The organism is Streptomyces sp. A01, from assembly GCF_059026195.1.
In genome coordinates, this window is record NZ_JBWLKN010000005.1 from 37,985 (window position 1) to 53,527 (window position 15,543).

General features: G+C 70.1%; 15 protein-coding genes. 8 read left to right on the plus strand and 7 right to left on the minus strand.

Translation table 11 applies throughout. From position 1 onward, the window contains the following. Nucleotides 1-132: 132 nt before the first annotated feature. Nucleotides 133-1,854, plus strand: a complete 1,722-nt coding sequence (paaN, locus tag AC5P1B_RS07880) for a phenylacetic acid degradation protein PaaN (protein ID WP_493885852.1) — start codon at nucleotides 133-135, stop codon at nucleotides 1,852-1,854. A 131-nt stretch (nucleotides 1,855-1,985) separates the two neighbouring features. Here the strand turns inward: paaN and AC5P1B_RS07885 are convergent, their stop codons facing one another. The 3 genes from AC5P1B_RS07885 to AC5P1B_RS07895 are packed head-to-tail and all read right to left on the minus strand — an operon-like array spanning nucleotide 1,986 to nucleotide 4,767. Further along, on the minus strand, nucleotides 1,986-2,681 hold the full coding sequence (locus tag AC5P1B_RS07885) for a TrmH family RNA methyltransferase (protein WP_493885853.1): 696 nt from the start codon (nucleotides 2,679-2,681) through the stop codon (nucleotides 1,986-1,988). Beyond that, nucleotides 2,678-3,922, minus strand: a complete 1,245-nt coding sequence (locus tag AC5P1B_RS07890; RefSeq protein WP_493885854.1) for an HTTM domain-containing protein — start codon at nucleotides 3,920-3,922, stop codon at nucleotides 2,678-2,680. The genes AC5P1B_RS07885 and AC5P1B_RS07890 overlap by 4 nt, the downstream gene beginning before the upstream one ends. Next, a complete protein-coding gene (locus AC5P1B_RS07895) occupies nucleotides 3,919-4,767 on the minus strand; it encodes a DUF5819 family protein (protein WP_493885855.1) in 849 nt (282 codons plus the stop codon). The genes AC5P1B_RS07890 and AC5P1B_RS07895 overlap by 4 nt, the downstream gene beginning before the upstream one ends. Nucleotides 4,768-5,106: 339 nt before the next feature. Between AC5P1B_RS07895 and paaA the strand changes: the two genes are divergently transcribed. From paaA to AC5P1B_RS07925, 6 genes are all read left to right on the plus strand, one after another. Further along, a complete protein-coding gene (paaA, locus tag AC5P1B_RS07900; RefSeq protein ID WP_493885856.1) occupies nucleotides 5,107-6,135 on the plus strand; it encodes a 1,2-phenylacetyl-CoA epoxidase subunit PaaA in 1,029 nt (342 codons plus the stop codon). After that, nucleotides 6,132-6,419, plus strand: coding sequence for a 1,2-phenylacetyl-CoA epoxidase subunit PaaB (gene paaB, locus AC5P1B_RS07905; protein ID WP_493885857.1), 288 nt, complete (start codon nucleotides 6,132-6,134; stop codon nucleotides 6,417-6,419). The genes paaA and paaB overlap by 4 nt, the downstream gene beginning before the upstream one ends. Continuing rightward, nucleotides 6,416-7,132, plus strand: a complete 717-nt coding sequence (paaC, locus tag AC5P1B_RS07910) for a 1,2-phenylacetyl-CoA epoxidase subunit PaaC (RefSeq protein WP_493885858.1) — start codon at nucleotides 6,416-6,418, stop codon at nucleotides 7,130-7,132. Before paaB ends, paaC begins: the two co-directional genes overlap by 4 nt. A gap of 41 nt (nucleotides 7,133-7,173) precedes the next feature. Then, nucleotides 7,174-7,689, plus strand: a complete 516-nt coding sequence (gene paaD, locus AC5P1B_RS07915) for a 1,2-phenylacetyl-CoA epoxidase subunit PaaD (protein WP_493885859.1) — start codon at nucleotides 7,174-7,176, stop codon at nucleotides 7,687-7,689. Then, a complete protein-coding gene (locus AC5P1B_RS07920; protein ID WP_493885860.1) occupies nucleotides 7,686-8,810 on the plus strand; it encodes a 2Fe-2S iron-sulfur cluster-binding protein in 1,125 nt (374 codons plus the stop codon). The genes paaD and AC5P1B_RS07920 overlap by 4 nt, the downstream gene beginning before the upstream one ends. A 333-nt stretch (nucleotides 8,811-9,143) precedes the next feature. Beyond that, nucleotides 9,144-10,337 (plus strand): acyl-CoA dehydrogenase family protein, encoded by a 1,194-nt coding sequence (locus AC5P1B_RS07925; protein ID WP_493885861.1) that lies wholly within the window; start codon nucleotides 9,144-9,146, stop codon nucleotides 10,335-10,337. Between the two features lie 134 nt (nucleotides 10,338-10,471). Here the strand turns inward: AC5P1B_RS07925 and AC5P1B_RS07930 are convergent, their stop codons facing one another. From AC5P1B_RS07930 to AC5P1B_RS07945, 4 genes are all read right to left on the minus strand, one after another. Further along, nucleotides 10,472-10,816, minus strand: coding sequence for a rhodanese-like domain-containing protein (locus tag AC5P1B_RS07930; RefSeq protein ID WP_493885862.1), 345 nt, complete (start codon nucleotides 10,814-10,816; stop codon nucleotides 10,472-10,474). 54 nt (nucleotides 10,817-10,870) lie between these two features. Continuing rightward, nucleotides 10,871-11,761: a hypothetical protein gene (locus AC5P1B_RS07935; RefSeq protein WP_493886183.1), complete on the minus strand. Its 891-nt coding sequence runs from the start codon at nucleotides 11,759-11,761 to the stop codon at nucleotides 10,871-10,873. Between the two features lie 148 nt (nucleotides 11,762-11,909). Then, entirely contained in the window at nucleotides 11,910-13,391 is a 1,482-nt protein-coding gene (locus AC5P1B_RS07940) for a DUF2252 domain-containing protein (protein WP_493885863.1), read from the minus strand. Between the two features lie 109 nt (nucleotides 13,392-13,500). Beyond that, the gene (locus AC5P1B_RS07945; RefSeq protein ID WP_493885864.1) at nucleotides 13,501-14,640 is read right to left on the minus strand and encodes an ABC transporter permease; all 1,140 of its coding nucleotides are present in this window, start codon (nucleotides 14,638-14,640) and stop codon (nucleotides 13,501-13,503) included. Between the two features lie 429 nt (nucleotides 14,641-15,069). On the opposite strand from AC5P1B_RS07945, the gene AC5P1B_RS07950 reads away from it, so the two are divergent. Further along, nucleotides 15,070-15,462 carry a MarR family winged helix-turn-helix transcriptional regulator gene (locus AC5P1B_RS07950; protein WP_493886185.1) on the plus strand — a complete coding sequence of 131 codons (393 nt, stop codon included), beginning with the start codon at nucleotides 15,070-15,072 and terminating at the stop codon, nucleotides 15,460-15,462. Nucleotides 15,463-15,543 lie beyond the last annotated feature (81 nt).

Sequence of the window (15,543 nt, forward strand, 5' to 3'; positions counted from 1 at the left end):
TCCACAGGCTTAATCCGGCTTCTTCCAGCCTTTATCCACAGGATTGCCAGGCCCTCTTGTCCCGACCGATCGTTCGGTTAATCTAGCTCTGTTCGCCCATTCCCGCCCAGCTCGACGAGGAGTTGGTCATCCATGACCACCGAGCTCACCGCAGCCCAGTTGATCGAGAAGCACCGCCCCACACTCGACGGAGCGCTGGAAGCGATTCGCACCCGCGCGTACTGGTCACCGCACCCGGAGCACCCCAAGGCGTACGGCGGGACCGATGAGGCGGGACGCAGCAGCCTCAGCGCGGCCGAGGGGCAGGCCGCCTTCGACGCGCTGCGCGGCGAGCGGTTCGAGCTGGACCAGCCCGGCACCGACGACTGGGTCGGCGAGGAGATCTCGCCGTACGGCATCGATGTGAATGTGCGGTATCCGCACGCCGACATCGACGCCCTGCTGCCCGCCATGCGAGCGGCGATGCCCAGCTGGCGGGAGGCCGGTCCGCAGACGCGCGCCCTCGTCTGCCTGGAGATCCTGGCCCGGATCAGCGCCCGGACACACGAGTTCGCCCACGCCGTCATGCACACCTCGGGGCAGGCGTTCATGATGGCCCTCCAGGCAGGCGGGCCGCACGCGCAGGACCGCGGCCTTGAGGCCGTCACCTACGCGTACGCGGAGCAGGTCCGCACCCCGGAGACCGCTGCCTGGTCGAAGCCGCAGGGCAAACGCGACCCGATCAAGCTCAACAAGGAGTTCACAGCCGTCCCACGGGGCATCGCGCTGCTCATCGGCTGCAACACCTTCCCCACATGGAACGGCTACCCCGGCCTGTTCGCCTCGCTCGCCACCGGCAACCCGGTCCTCGTGAAGCCGCATCCGCGCGCCGTGCTGCCGCTGGCACTGACCGTGCGCGTAGCGCGGGAGGTGCTGTCCGAGACGGGCTTCGACCCGAACCTGGTGGCGCTCGCCGCCGAGCGAGCCGACGAGGGACTGGCCAAAACGCTGGCCGTGCGCCCCGAGATCCGCGTCATCGACTACACAGGTTCCACCGCCTTCGGTGACTGGCTGGAGGCCAACGCCCGTCAGGCGCAGGTGTTCACGGAGAAGGCGGGCGTCAACACCGTCGTCATCGACTCGACCGACGACTACAAGGGAATGCTGGGCAACCTGGCGTTCTCCCTCTCCCTCTACAGCGGCCAGATGTGCACCACACCGCAAAACCTCCTCATCCCCCGCGACGGCATCGCGACGGACTCCGGCCACAAGTCCTACGACGAGGTGGTCACCGACCTGGCCGGCGCCGTGGACGGGCTGCTCGGCGACGACGCACGGGCGAACGCGCTGCTCGGTGCGATCGTCAACCCGCAGGTGAAGGAACGCCTGGACGCGGCGTCCGGTCTCGGCGAGGTGGCGCTGGCCTCACGCGAGGTGGAGAACCCCGATTTCCCCGCCGCCACGGTCCGCACACCGGCGATCGTGAAAGCCGACGGCGCCCGCAAGTTCTGGGAGGGGCCCGACACCGACGCGGCCTACCTGTCCGAGTGCTTCGGGCCTGTCTCGTTCGCGGTCGCCATGGACTCCACGACCGAGGCGATGGAGTTGCTGCGCCGCACCATCCGCGACAAGGGCGCGATGACAGTCGGCGCGTACACGACGTCGGCCGCTGTCGAGCGGCTGGCCGAGGACGCCTGCCTGGAGGAGTGCGCCCAGCTCTCGCTGAACCTGACCGGCGGGGTGTACGTCAACCAGACCGCGGCGTTCTCCGACTTCCACGGTTCGGGCGGTAACCCGGCGGCCAATGCCGCACTGTGCGACGGCGCGTTCGTGGCGAACCGCTTCCGCACCGTCGAGGTCCGCCGCCAGGCGTAAGCGAGACCGCTTGCCGGGCTGCTTCGGCCGCCCGGCAAGCGGGGTTCGCCCGTCCGCGGTCGCCGTGGCGACGACCGCCGCCGGCGCTTGTTCCTGCCTCGGTCAGTCGCCAGCCGGCCAGCGTGCGTCGGTCAGTCGCCGATGACGGCGTGCGCCTGTACCCACGCGTGCATCGCGATGGCGGCCGCCGCGCCCGCGTTGATGGAACGCGTCGAGCCGAACTGGGCGATCGAGCACACCATCGCCGCGTGCTCACGCGCGCCGCCGGTCAGGCCAGGACCCTCTTGGCCGAAGAGGAGGACACAACGTCGTGGCAGCTCGACCCGTTCCAGCGGGACCGCGCCCGGGAGATTGTCGATCCCGATGACGGGCAGGTCCTCGGCAGCCGCCCAGGCCGTCAGGTCAGCGGTGTCCGGGTGGTGGCGGACATGCTGATAACGGTCGGTGACCATCGCGCCCCGCCGGTTCCAGCGCCGGTTACCCACAATGTGGATCTCCTTGGCGAGGAAGGCGTTCGCCGTGCGGACCACGGAGCCGATGTTGAAGTCGTGGCTCCAGTTCTCCACCGCGACATGGAAGTCGTGGCGCCGCGTATCAAGATCGTCGACGATCGCCTCCCGCGTCCAGTAGCGGTACTGGTCGACGACGTTGCGACGGTCGCCGCCTGCGAGCAGCTCCGGGTCGTAACGGTCCCCACTCGGCCACGGCTGAGGGTGCGGCCCGACCCCGACCTGGGTGCTGAACCCCTCGTCGTACTGCACGGGCTCGCGCTCCTGAGCAGGCGGGACGGGCTGGTCAGCGGCATCGGGTGAGGTCTGGCTGGTCACCCCACGAGGGTACGGGCCCGCGACTCATCGCCGCTCCGCTCCTCCTCCCGAGCCGGGCGGCGGAGCAGCCGGTCACGCCCCCGGCGCGGGTACGAGCCCAGTCGGCGCAGAAAACTCGTCGGCAGGAAGACCGAGTCCGCCGCGATCATCGCCAGCGAAAGGAACGGCAAGCCGAGCGCGACAGCGATGCCGATGTGCTCCAGCATCATGAAGGCGAGGAGCACATTCTTGGCCCGCCGGTTGAGGAGGGCGAACGGGAAGGCGACCTGGACGAAGACCGTCCCGTAGGTGAGCACCATGACCAGCACTCCGCTGCTCCCGAGAGCGTCGGTCAGCTCGGGCCACGGCGAGAAGTAGTCCAGGTGCAGCGGATAGTGCACGGCCGTGCCGTCCTGCCAGCGCGTGCCCTGGATCTTGTACCAGCCAGCGGTGGCGTAGATCAGGCAGACCTGCCCCATGATCACCAGCAGCGTGGCGTTGTGCGCGAGGTTGGCGAGCGCGTCGAGGACCGTGCGCGGCTCCCCTGGCGCGTACCGGCAGGCGACCCACCACGCGGCGTGGACGGCCCACAGCCCCCAGAAGATCAGTGTCCAGCCCCAGCCGAGCTCGCCGAGCGCGGTGACAACGGCGAGCGCGGCGCCGAGCACCGCCCACAGGGCGATCCCGGCCCGGTCGCCCACGGCCGCGCGCCCAGCCGGGTCCGCGAGACCGCTCATGCCGCCCGGCAGCCACCGCGTGGGCGCCTTCGTGCGCGCGGCGCGGCGCGCGTCCAGGGACCAGACCTGTCCGCACCGGGTGAGCACGAGGTAGATCGCCAGCAGATGGACGATGTTGTCGCCGCCGTCACCGACGAAGATGCTGCGGTTCTGGAGCGAGAGCACGCCCACCATGAAGAGCACGGACATGGCGCGGGTGTGCCAGCCGAGCATCAGCAGCGCGCTGGCGATGACGGCGACGGCGTAGACAATCTCGAACCACAGCTGACTCTCCGACCACATCAGTGCGGTGAAGGCGCCGTTCCCGTCGATCATCTGCCGGGCCATGTGCGGGCCCCATGGGCTGTCGGGCCCGTAGAGCACCTGCCGGTGCGGCCATTCCCGCAGGAGGAACAGCAGCCACGTGAAAGAGACCCCGATCCGGACCACCGCGGTCTGGTACGAACCGAGCGCGCTGCCTACGACCCGGGCCTGGCCACGGGCGGCCGCGCTCTCCCACCGGGAACCCAGCTTGGAGGATTTCACCGGCTCTTCTCCTCTGACTGGTGGCCGGGCAGGTCATCGCCGGTGACCGGCCACCACGGCAGGACCCGGTTGACCGTCTTGTTGTCGATCTCCTCGTCGCTCCACGGGGGCGGCGCGACGATCTTGGTTCCCGCTCGCACCTGCACTCGTTCCACCACTCCGCCCTCCCGCTCAGGCCCGAAGCGGTTCATCACGATGCGGCGTATGTACTGCTCGGAAAGCTCGCCGCGCAGGCCAAGTGGCTGTTCTTGCGCGTTGTGGGAATTGGCGTAGAACTCCCAGGCGCGGCGGAGCTGGTTCTGCTGGGAGTGGCTGGGCAACGGGTTGTGCCGGATGGCCGCGCCGTCCTGGGCCGTCAGATTGCTCCACGACGTGACCACGGTCCCGCCGTCCGCCGTCCGCACCTCCGCGCGCGCTTGCACGGCGATGTTCTGCTGCAAGGGGTTGGGGGCGAACAGCTTCCAGTCCTGCTCGAATTCGGGGTAGATGTAGTCGTCGATCGTCTCGCCGTGTTCTTTGGTGATCGTGTTGGACGGCGATACGTGCAGGAACATCATGCCCAGGTGGACGACGACGGCCACGGCGGCGACCGCCAGCGCGACACCGATGATCACCTGAGCGGGCAACGAGAGCGGGCTCTCGGCAGCCGGGCCCCCAGCGACCGGCCCGGCGCTGTCCGGGGTTCCGGCGCCCACACCGGCACCGTCGGCGAGACAGGCGCCCGCCGCCTGAAGATCCGCCGTCGCGGCATCCCGCTCACCGCCACCTGGCTCACCGGCCGCCTCCGGCCCGTCGCCCGCCGGCGCTTCGGCCTCCGGCTCCTCGGCGTCTGGGCCTCCCGCCATGCCCGGGCCACCCACACCCGGGCCATCGACGTCCAGGCCGCCGATATCCGGCGCCGCTCCGACTGGCTCGGCCCGCTCGGGCCTCTCGGCTCGCCCGTCCGGCTGCATACCCCGCCCCGTTCCCACGTCCTGGCCGAGTACTGCGCGCGGCCCCTTACGCCCCGGAACGGTACCTACGCAGACCCACCAGGCACAGCGCCGGCAAGTTATCCACAGCCTTGACAGCGTATGAGGCACCCGACACCATTGAACCGAACGATCGGTCGGTTGGTTGTGAGAGGCCCGTGGGCACAAGCCCGGCGGGTCACCGGTAGCGAGTCGGGCGGCGAGGGGCTTGGCATGACGACGATGGCAGCGGACGCCAGCACGGATGACAGCGCGGAAGCGTATGAAGCGGTGTTCAACGCGGCCGTGGCCGCTGAGGAGCGCATTGAGCCGCGCGACTGGATGCCCGACGGCTACCGCTCCTCGCTGGTGCGGCAGATAGCCCAGCATGCCCATTCCGAGATCATCGGAATGCAGCCAGAGGCCAACTGGATCTCCCGCGCGCCCTCCCTGCGGCGCAAGGCGATCCTCATGGCCAAGGTCCAGGACGAAGCGGGCCACGGCCTCTACCTCTACAGCGCCGCGGAAACGCTGGGTACCGGCCGCGACGAGCTGCTCGACCGGCTCCACACCGGCCGCCAGAAGTACTCCTCGATCTTCAACTACCCCACGCTGACCTGGGCCGACGTGGGAGCGGTCGGCTGGCTGGTGGATGGCGCGGCGATCACCAACCAGGTCCCGCTGTGCCGCTGCTCGTACGGGCCGTATGCCCGCGCGATGGTCCGCATCTGCAAGGAGGAGTCCTTCCACCAGCGCCAGGGCTTCGAGCTGCTGCTTGCCCTCAGCCGCGGCACCGAGGCCCAGCACGCCATGGCACAGGACGCGGTGGATCGCTGGTGGTGGCCCTCACTGATGATGTTCGGCCCTCCCGATGACGAGTCGGCGCACTCCGCCCAGTCCATGGCCTGGAAGATCAAGCGTCACTCCAACGACGAGCTGCGGCAGCGCTTCGTTGACATATGCGTTCCCCAGGCGGAAGCGCTTGGCCTCACCCTCCCCGACCCGGACCTGGAGTGGGACGAGGAGCGCGGGCACTACAACTTCGGGCCGATCAACTGGGACGAGTTCCGCGAGGTCCTGCGCGGCAACGGCCCATGCAACGAACAGCGCATCAGCCAGCGACGCCAGGCACACGAGGACGGCGCGTGGGTGCGCGAAGCCGCCGTGGCGTACGCGGCGAAGCGGAGTCAGCACCAGGACCGGCCCCAGGAGCAGGGCCAGGAGCAGGGCGCAGCGGCGCGGGAAGAAGAGGGAGTCGCATGAACACGACGGACTGGCCACTGTGGGAGGTGTTCGTGCGCAGCAGGCGCGGCCTGAGCCACACCCACGCCGGAAGCCTGCACGCGCCGGACGCCGCGATGGCCCTGCGTAACGCCCGTGACCTCTACACCCGGCGCTCAGAGGGCGTATCGGTATGGGTCGTGCCGTCCACCGAGATCACCGCCTCGTCACCGGACGAGAAGGACCCGTTCTTCGAGCCCTCGGCCGACAAGCCGTATCGCCACCCGACGTTCTACGAGATCCCCGAGGGAGTCCGCCACCTATGAACCAGGTACCCGCGAGCGCGGCTCTGGCCCTCGGCGATGACGCGCTGGTCCTGTCGCACCGGCTGGGGGAGTGGGCCGGGCACGCGCCCGTGCTTGAGGAGGAACTGGCTCTCGCCAACATCGCGCTGGACCTGCTCGGCCAGGCCCGCGTGCTGCTGTCGCTCGTCGGAGACGAGGACGAACTGGCGTATCTCCGTGAGGAGCGCGCCTTCCGCAACCTCCAGCTCGTGGAGCAGCCGCGCGGGGACTTCGCGCACACCATCGCCCGCCAGCTCTACTTCTGCACCTATCAGGGCCTGTTGTACGAGGAGCTGGCGCGCGGCGACGACGCGTTCGCCGAGCTCGCCGCCAAGGCCGTGAAGGAGGTCACCTACCACCGTGACCACGCCGAGCACTGGACCCTGCGGCTCGGCGACGGCACGGAGGAAAGCCACCAGCGGATGCAGCAGGGCCTGGACGCGCTGTGGCGGTACACGGGTGAGGCGTTCGAGCCCATAGAGGGCCTGACCATGGACTGGCACGCGCTGCACGACAACTGGTCCGCGCGAGTAGCCGACGTAGCGAAGCGGGCCACGCTGACCATGCCTTCCGGTCCTCAGAGCGGCGCGTGGGCAGCGGGCGGCGGCCGTCAGGGCGTACACACCGAGTCGTTCGGCCGGATGCTCGCCGAGATGCAGCATCTGCACCGCAGCCACCCGGGGGCGACATGGTGATGGCCGACCCGGTGGAGAGGACTTCGGCGGAGGAGGCCCCGGTGAAGGAGACCTCGGCGGACGAGACCCCGCTGGAAAGCAAGCTGCGCGAGATCGCCGGCTCCGTTCCCGACCCCGAGCTGCCCGTGCTGAGCCTCACGGAGCTGGGAGTGCTGCGCGGAGTCCGCGTCCTCGGCCCCGGCAAGGTCGAGGTCCGGCTCACCCCCACCTACACCGGCTGCCCGGCGATCGAGACGATGTCGGCGGACATTGAGCAGGTGCTCCACGACCACGGCATACCGGACGTCGAGGTCCGCACGGTCCTCTCGCCGCCCTGGACGACCGACGCCATCACCGCGGACGGGCGCCGCAAGCTGAGGGAGTTCGGCATCGCTCCGCCGCGCTCCACCCATTCCGCTGGAGGCGGCCCCGTGCTGGTGGACCTGGCCATCCGCTGCCCGCAATGCGGCTCGACGCAGACGACGCTGCTGAGCCGGTTCTCCTCCACCGCCTGCAAGGCCCTGCGCCGTTGCGAGTCCTGTCTGGAACCGTTCGACCATTTCAAGGAGCTGTCATGACCGCGGTTCGCCACAGCGCTTTCCACAAGCTGCGGGTGACGGCCGCCGACCGGCTCACCGATGACGCCGTGGCGCTCACTTTCGCCGTGCCGCCCGCACTGCGCCAGACCTACCAGTACCTCCCCGGCCAGCACATCGCGGTCCGCCGCTTCATCGGCGACGCCGAAATTCGCCGTACATATTCGATCTGTGCCCCGGTGACCAGCCCGGACGGCCCTGAGACACTGCGCGTGGGTGTCCGGCTGGTCGACGGCGGCGAGTTCTCGACGTACGCGCTCAAGGAGCTGGCAGTCGGTGACGAGGTGGAGGTGATGGCGCCCACCGGACGGTTCGTACTCGACCCCGACGTCTCCCCCGGCCGTGACAGCTCCGACGGCCGCGACAACTCCCGTGACGACGGCGACCACTACGCGGCCATCGTCGGCGGCAGTGGCATCACACCCGTACTGTCCATCATCACCACCCTCCTGGCACGGCGACCAGGTGCCCGGTTCTGCCTCATCCGCAGCGACCGCTCCGCCGCGTCGACGATGTTCCTGGAAGAAGTCGCCGACCTCAAAGACCGCTACCCGGACCGGTTCCAGCTGGTCCACGCGCTCTCCCGCGAGGAACAACAGGCCGGGCTGCCCTCTGGCCGACTCGACCAGGAGCGGCTGATGGGCCTGCTCCCCGCCCTGCTGCCCGTGGCCGCCGTGGTCGGCTGGTTCCTGTGCGGCCCGCATGGGCTGGTGGACGGGGCCGAGGGCGCGCTGCGCGAACTGGGCGTCCCCCGCGACCGGGTGCACCAGGAGATCTTCCACGTCGATGACGGCACCGTCCCGGAGCCGACCACAGCCGCCCCCGAGCACAGCACGGTGACCGCCACGCTCGACGGCCGATCGGGAACCTGGGCGGTACGGGAACGGGAATCGCTGCTGGAAGCCGTGCTGCGCAACCGCGCGGACGCGCCCTACGCCTGCAAGGGCGGCGTCTGCGGCACCTGTCGGGCATTCCTGGTCTCAGGAGAGGTTCATATGGACCGGAACTTCGCACTGGAGCCGGACGAGATAGATGCGGGCTACGTGCTGGCCTGCCAGTCTCATCCCAGTAGTGAGCGGGTCGAGTTGGACTTCGACCGCTGAAACCCCGCCCCGCCGACCACCGCACTGCCGACCACCACACCGCTGATCACCACCACTGCTGACCACCAGGCCGCCAACCATCTGGGGTCACCGGTCAGATCACCTGCTGCCAGACCCACCCATTCCCTTCTTTCGCCCACCGCCCTACTCTGACGCCCCGTCAGGAATACTCTGCCGGCCACAGAACGCCGACCCAGAACGCCGAGCAGAGACGGCGGACACAGACCGTCCGGCACAAACCGCCGGACACAGACGGCCAGGAGCAGTCAGCCAGACGCAGACTGTCGGCAGCTGACCGCCAGGGGCGGTCAGGGGGCGCAGGGGAGGACCGGAGTGGACTTCACCTTCACCGAGGAACAGCAGGCGGCAGCCGAGGCGGCCCGGGCGGTCTTCTCCGGGGTCGCCCCCGACACGGTGCCGAGTCCCGCGCTGACTCAGGGACCGGTCGCCGAAGACTTCGACCGCCACCTTTGGCAGCGGCTCGCGGAGGGCGACCTGCTCGGGCTGGCCCTCGACCCCGCCCATGGCGGCTCGGGCCTCGACCTCATCGCCCTGTGCCTCGTGCTCCGCGAGTCCGCGCGGGTGCTCGCCCGCGTGCCGCTACTCGAATCCACCGCAGCGGCTCTGACAGTGCGACGCTATGGCCAGGCGGCGCTACAGGACGCCGTGCTGCCCGCCACCGCGCGCGGTGACCTCGTGCTCACGGTCGCTGCCAACGGACGCACCGGCCATGACAGTGCCGAACTCGCCGTGGAGGCCCACCAGGAATTCGGCGGGTGGGTGCTCGACGGCACTCAGACAGCGGTCCCCTGGGCATACGACGCCGACCTCACCGTCATTCCCGCCCACACTCCCGAGGGCCGGGCCGTGCTCGCACTGCTGCCGCGCGACCGCGAAGGGGTCACGCTGGCCCTCCAGGTGTCGACCACCGGCGAACGCTGCGCCGAGGTCCAGCTCGACACCGTGCGGCTGGCCGAGGAAGACGTCATCACCGCCCCCGGCGCCTGGCCATGGCTGCGCGACGTCCTCACCACCGGCACCTGCGCGCTCGCCCTCGGCCTCGCCGCTCGCACGCTGGACATGACCAGCGAATACACCGGAAAACGCGAACAGTTCGGCTATCCCATCGCGACCTTTCAGGCCGTCGCTGTGCAGGTGGCCGACCGCTACATCGATCTGCGGGCGATGGAGGCCACTCTCTGGCAGGCCGCCTGGCGCCTGTCCACAGCCCACGACCCCGCAACCCCGCCCCCGGCCTCCGCCGCAGCCCCGGTAACCGCCCTGGAGGAAACCGCCAACGGCCTGCCGCTCTCAGCGGACGTCGCGGTCGCCAAGATATGGGCCGCTGAGGGGGTACGCCGGGTGGCCCAGACCGCGCAGCATCTGCACGGCGGCTTCGGCGTGGACACCGACTACCCGCTGCACCGCTACCACGCGTGGGCGAAGCAGTTGGAGCTTTCCCGGGGCTCAGCCGCCGCCCACGAAGAAGTCCTCGGTGCCCTCCTGGCCGCCCACTCGTTGCCGTAGCCAGCCACCCGCCTGCCCCCACAAGCCAGGCGTCAGGCATCAGCCAGCGGGTGACAACCGCTGTAGGTCACAGCCGCAGCGGGCCAAACCGCCGCTGTGGGTGAACAACCGCTGTGATTGGCCTCTGCGGCGAGTTACAGCACCGACGCCGGGTCGCCGCTCTCGCTGACGAGGGGCCTTCCTGCGGCGTGCCAGGCCAGCATGCCGCCGTCCACGTTCACCGCGTCCAGGCCCTGGGCGATCAGATACTGCGTGACCTGCGCCGACCGTCCACCGACCCGGCACACCACGTGCACGCGCCGACCGTCGGCGACCGCCTGGGTCAGCTCGCCGAACCGGTCCACGACCTGGCCCATCGGCAGGTGCAGCGCCCCCTCGGCGTGCCCGGCCGCCCACTCGTCGTCCTCACGGACGTCCAGCAGAAACGCCTCGGGCGGTACCGCCGTGGCTTCCACCTCCGGCAGCTGGCCAAAACGCATCAAAATACCTCTCTCAGACATTCATCCAGAACACACGCATGCGATCCGGGAAATTTACTGCACCAGCTCCGCGAGCCGGGACTCCCGTTCGGCGACCTGTGCGAGCAACTGCTCGGCGATCTCTTCGAGCAGGCCGTCCGGATCATCCTGAGCCATCTTGATCATCGAGCCGATCGCGCTCGACTCAAGCTCCTCGGCCATGGCCGCCAGCAGTTCCTTCCGCTCGGCCAGCCACTCCAGCCTCGCGTACAGCTCCTCGCTGCGGCTCGGCCACTGCGGCTCGGGCGGCGGTCCGGACTCCCACTCTTCGGCGAGCTCCCGAAGGACCTCCGCGTTGCCGTCCGCGTACGCCGCGTTGACGCGCACGATGAACGCCTCACGGCGTTCGCGTTCGGCTTCCTCACGGGCCAGGTCCGGGTGGGCCTTGCGGACCAGCTCACGGTAGATCCGCCGGGCCTCCTCGCTCGGGCGCACCCGGGCCGGGGGCCGCACCGACTGCTCGGTCAGCATCGACGCCGCCTCCGGCGACAGCCCGTCCGAGTCCATCCAGCCGCCGAACAGCTCTTCCACCTGCGGCATCGGCAGCACCAGGGCGCGCGCCTCGGCGGCCCGGCGCACATCCTCCGCGTTGCCCGACCGCGCGGCGACCGCTTCGGCGATCAACGCGTCCAGCTCGTCCAGCCGCGTGTACATCGGGCCGAGCCGCTGGTGGTGCAGCCGGGAGAAGTTCTCGACCTCGACGCGGAAGGTTTCCACCGCGATCTCAAACTCGATCAGCGCCTGCTCAGCGGCTCGCACCGCCCGTTCCAACCGGTCCTCCGGCCGTGGCTCAGCTCCAGGCCCAGGCCCGGGCCCGGGTCCAGCTTCCGCCGCAGTTCCCGCTCCCGGTACGGACTGCTGCGCCTGCTGCTCTTCCTGCCGCTGGGCCTCCTGCTGCGCGTCCACGTCGGGGCTCTTCGGCGCGGCCGCGTCCGCTCGCGCGTTCGCCTGCGTGTGCGCGTCCGCGTTCGTCTGCGCGTCCGGGTTCGTCTGCGCTTCGGAGTTCGTCACCCGGCCAGCCTACGGGCCGTAGCACCAAGCGGGCTCGCGTGGCTCATACCCCCAGCTCAGCGGCTATGCGACCGCCTCGTACGGCGGCGACAAGCTCCGCGTGATCGGCCTCCGTGCGGTCCGCGTAGGCCACGGCGAACGACGCCATCGCCTCGTCCAGCTCCTCCCCCTTGCCGCCGTAGGCACCGATGAGGCGCGGGTCAGCGCTGTGCGAGTGGGCCCGCGCCAGCAGGGCGCCCGTCATCCGGCCGTAGTCGTCGACCTGGTCGGCGGCGAGCGCCGCCGGGTCCACACTGCCCTTGCGGTTACGGAACTGCCGCACCTGGAACGGCCGCCCCGCCACCGTCGTCCAGCCCAGCAGCTGATCACTGACCACCTGCATCCGCTTCTGCCCGAGCACGACACGCCGACCCTCGTGGCCCGCCGCACCGCCGGCCGTGGCGGCTTTGTCCGCCGCACTCCCACTCCAGCGCGGATCGAGGGAAACCCTGGCCAGGTGCGGCAGCAGGACCGACGCCCGGGCCTCCTTCACCTGGAGCACCAGCGGCTCACCCCGGTGATCGAGCAGCAGCACCACGTACGACCTGGTTCCCACGCTGCCCGTGCCGACCACCCGGAAGGCCACGTCCTGGATCGCGTACCGCGCGAGCAGCGGCAGCCGGTCCTCCGAAAGCGTCGCCAGATATCCGCCGAGTGACGCGGCCACCTCGGCCGCCTCCTCGTCCGGTATGCGGCGGAGCGTCGGTGGCGTGTCGACAAAGCGCCGCCCGCCGTCCGCCACCGGCTCCGTCGCCTTGGCCGCGAACCGGCCGCTGGTGTTCTTCCGTGCCTTCTCGGAGACCCGTTCCAGTGTCCCCAGCAGATCGTGCGCGTCGGTGTGGGAGACAAGCTCCTCGTCGGCGATCGCGTTCCACGCGTCCAGCACCGGCAGCTTGGCCAGCAGCCGCATGGTTCTTCGGTAGGAGCCCACGCAGTCGTGCGCCGCCTGCCGACAGGTCTCCTCGTCCGCCCCGGCCTCCCGCCCCGCGAGCACGAGCGAGACCGCGAGCCGCTTGACGTCCCACTCCCAGGGGCCGTGCATGGTCTCGTCGAAGTCGTTGAGGTCGATGATGAGGCCGCCGCGCGCATCCCCGTACAGGCCGAAGTTCGCGGCGTGGGCGTCGCCGCAGATCTGCGCGCCGATGCCCGTCACGGGGCCGCCCGCCAAGTCGTACGCCATCAACCCGGCCGAACCGCGCAGGAACGCGAAGGGTGTGGCGACCATCCTGCCCACGCGTATCGGGGTGAGCTCGGCGATCCGGCCACGGTTGGACTCCTCAACGGCCTCGACCGCGCCTGGCCGCCCGGCACCGGCTGCGCATTCCGCATGCGCGCCGCGCGCCACCCGGTCCCGCAGCGCCTTGCCCTCTCGCTTGGGTGAGCCCTCCGCCGGCCACCGGGCGAATCCGGGCACCCGGGGGAGCCGCCCCGACTCCTCCTCCTCGGCCGGCACCCGCGCCGGACCCTCATCACCGAACTCGGTCACAGCGACCGCCTCCCCCGTCTCGTACGCCGACCACACACGGGCTCTTCAAGACCGCTGAGGCCGACCGTACTCGGACTCCCCGAAGCGCGTCAGAGCCTGTGGATAACCCTCAGACCCCGACCGCTTCCTCCATCTCCTCCTCCGCCTCGACGGACCTGGCCGACCCGGCCGACCCGGCGGGCTCCGCAGACGTGCCCACCCCGTCGGCTTCGGCGGCAGCCCGCTCGTCCGGGGTTCCCGTCCCGGTGGCGGATCGCCCCTTCGACTCGGCCAGCCCCGCGATCCCCAGCATGGCGACGGCGGCGACCGCCCACACGGCCAGCGTCAGCACATGCCCACCGAGGCCGTACTCGTCGAAGTACACGAGGCTGCGCGCCCCTTCGACGAAGCCCGCGCCGTTCCAGAAGTTGTGCAGCGTGGCGAAGAAGCCGGGCTGGAGCTCTGGCCGGAAGATGCCGCCCGAGCTGGTGAAGTTGAGCATCACGAACAGCACCATCACCGACAGCGTCGTCCACCGCTTCAGGAACGTGTGCAGTCCGATCCCGATGCCGAGGATTCCCGCCGAGTACAGCCAGGACAGCGCCCACACTCCGCCGAGCCCGTGTTCGACCAGATGGAAGACGGGACCGGCGAAGGCCGCGCCGATCAAGCTCACCGCGAGCGACATCCCGAGCCCGAGCAGCGCCCTGATCCGCAGCGGCAGCACGGCACCGGCGCCGCCGATCACCGCCACCGACGCGTACGAGCCGATGCTGAGTGCCACGAGGAGGAAGAACAGGCCCTGTCCCGTCGGGTCGCCCGACGCCAGGTGGGTCACGTCCGTCACCGCCAGCGGCTTGCCCTTCTCGGCGGCGACCTTCGTGAAGACCTTCTCCACGGCCGTGGCGCTGGTGTCAGATCCCGCCGAAGCGACGACGAGTTCCGGCCGTTCCGCGTCCGGTACGTAGGCCCCATAGACCTTCTGCTCACGCAGCTCCCGCACGGCCTCGGGCCGCGAGGCCACGGTCCGCACGTCCAGTGCGCCCGCTCCCTTGTCCTCCAGCGTCTGCGCCAGCACCTGGGCGCTCGCACCCGATCCGACGATGTCGACACGCAGGTCGTGCGGCTGTGGGTGGTGGAAGGCCCCGAGGTAGGCGAGGCCCATCCCTACGCACATCAGCAGGGGCGTCACAAGGTGGGCGAGAACGTGCCGCAGCGCGGCGGATGTGCTCGGCGTCGGCGCCGCGTGAGCGGCAGCGGAGGCGGACATGGGCAGCAGACCTTCCTGGGGAGCCGGAGAACAGCATCCGGTCGACTTGGTTGCAAAGTACAACTCACGAATTACGTTGTACTATACAACTGAATCGCGAGAGCGTCGAGGAGAGCCAGGAAAGAGCCGGAGGTGTCCGCACAAAGGACCCGCGGGGACCGGAAGGGCGGTACACGCATGACGGACAGCCGTACCGAGCACAGCCGTGACGAGGACAGCCGTGACGAGGACGGCCACAGCGACCACAGCCACATCGGCAGCGACCACATCGACAACGCCAGCCACGCCGAGGGCCGTGACGCCGAGGACAACCACACTGAGGGCAACCGCGCCACAGACCGACGCGACGGAGACAACGGAGGCATCCGCACCGAGCACAGTGGCGCGGACAGCAGTCGTGACGAGGCCGTGGAGACCATCCAGCGCGAGATGACGGCCTTCGCCCGCCGCGCCCGCGCCGTCGCCGCGCGCATGCACCCCGAGCTGTCGCTCGTCTCCTTCACCCTGCTCGCCCACCTTGAGGACCGGCAGGGCTGCCGGGCCACCGACCTCGCCGCGCACTACATGCTCGACAAGTCGACTGTCAGTCGGCAGATCGGGGCGCTGGAGAAACTTGGTTACGTCGAGCGCCGGACGGACCCCGATGACCAGCGGGTCCAGACCCTGCACCCCACGGAGCACGGCACGGCCGTCCTCGCCCAGGTCACCACGAGCCGCCGCGGAGCCTTCCACGAACGCCTGGCCGACTGGGACGCCGCCGACCTCGGACGCTTCGCCTCCTACCTGGTCCGCTACAACGAGGCAGCGCAGGACCCGCGGTAACCCTCAGCCCGCCCGGCCCGTCCAGCCCACCCGGCCCGTCCAGCCCGCAGGCTCAGTCCGCGGGCCCGGCCCCCGCGCCAC

What these genes read in the sequence shown, in the direction of transcription:
- paaN (WP_493885852.1), top strand. Translation starts at nt 133, where the DNA reads ATGACCACCGAGCTCACCGCAGCCCAGTTGATCGAGAAGCACCGCCCC.
- AC5P1B_RS07895 (WP_493885855.1), bottom strand. Translation starts at nt 4,767, where the DNA reads ATGGCGGGAGGCCCAGACGCCGAGGAGCCGGAGGCCGAAGCGCCGGCG.
- paaA (WP_493885856.1), top strand. Translation starts at nt 5,107, where the DNA reads ATGACGACGATGGCAGCGGACGCCAGCACGGATGACAGCGCGGAAGCG.
- paaB (WP_493885857.1), top strand. Translation starts at nt 6,132, where the DNA reads ATGAACACGACGGACTGGCCACTGTGGGAGGTGTTCGTGCGCAGCAGG.
- paaC (WP_493885858.1), top strand. Translation starts at nt 6,416, where the DNA reads ATGAACCAGGTACCCGCGAGCGCGGCTCTGGCCCTCGGCGATGACGCG.
- AC5P1B_RS07920 (WP_493885860.1), top strand. Translation starts at nt 7,686, where the DNA reads ATGACCGCGGTTCGCCACAGCGCTTTCCACAAGCTGCGGGTGACGGCC.
- AC5P1B_RS07930 (WP_493885862.1), bottom strand. Translation starts at nt 10,816, where the DNA reads ATGCGTTTTGGCCAGCTGCCGGAGGTGGAAGCCACGGCGGTACCGCCC.
- AC5P1B_RS07945 (WP_493885864.1), bottom strand. Translation starts at nt 14,640, where the DNA reads ATGTCCGCCTCCGCTGCCGCTCACGCGGCGCCGACGCCGAGCACATCC.
- AC5P1B_RS07950 (WP_493886185.1), top strand. Translation starts at nt 15,070, where the DNA reads ATGACGGCCTTCGCCCGCCGCGCCCGCGCCGTCGCCGCGCGCATGCAC.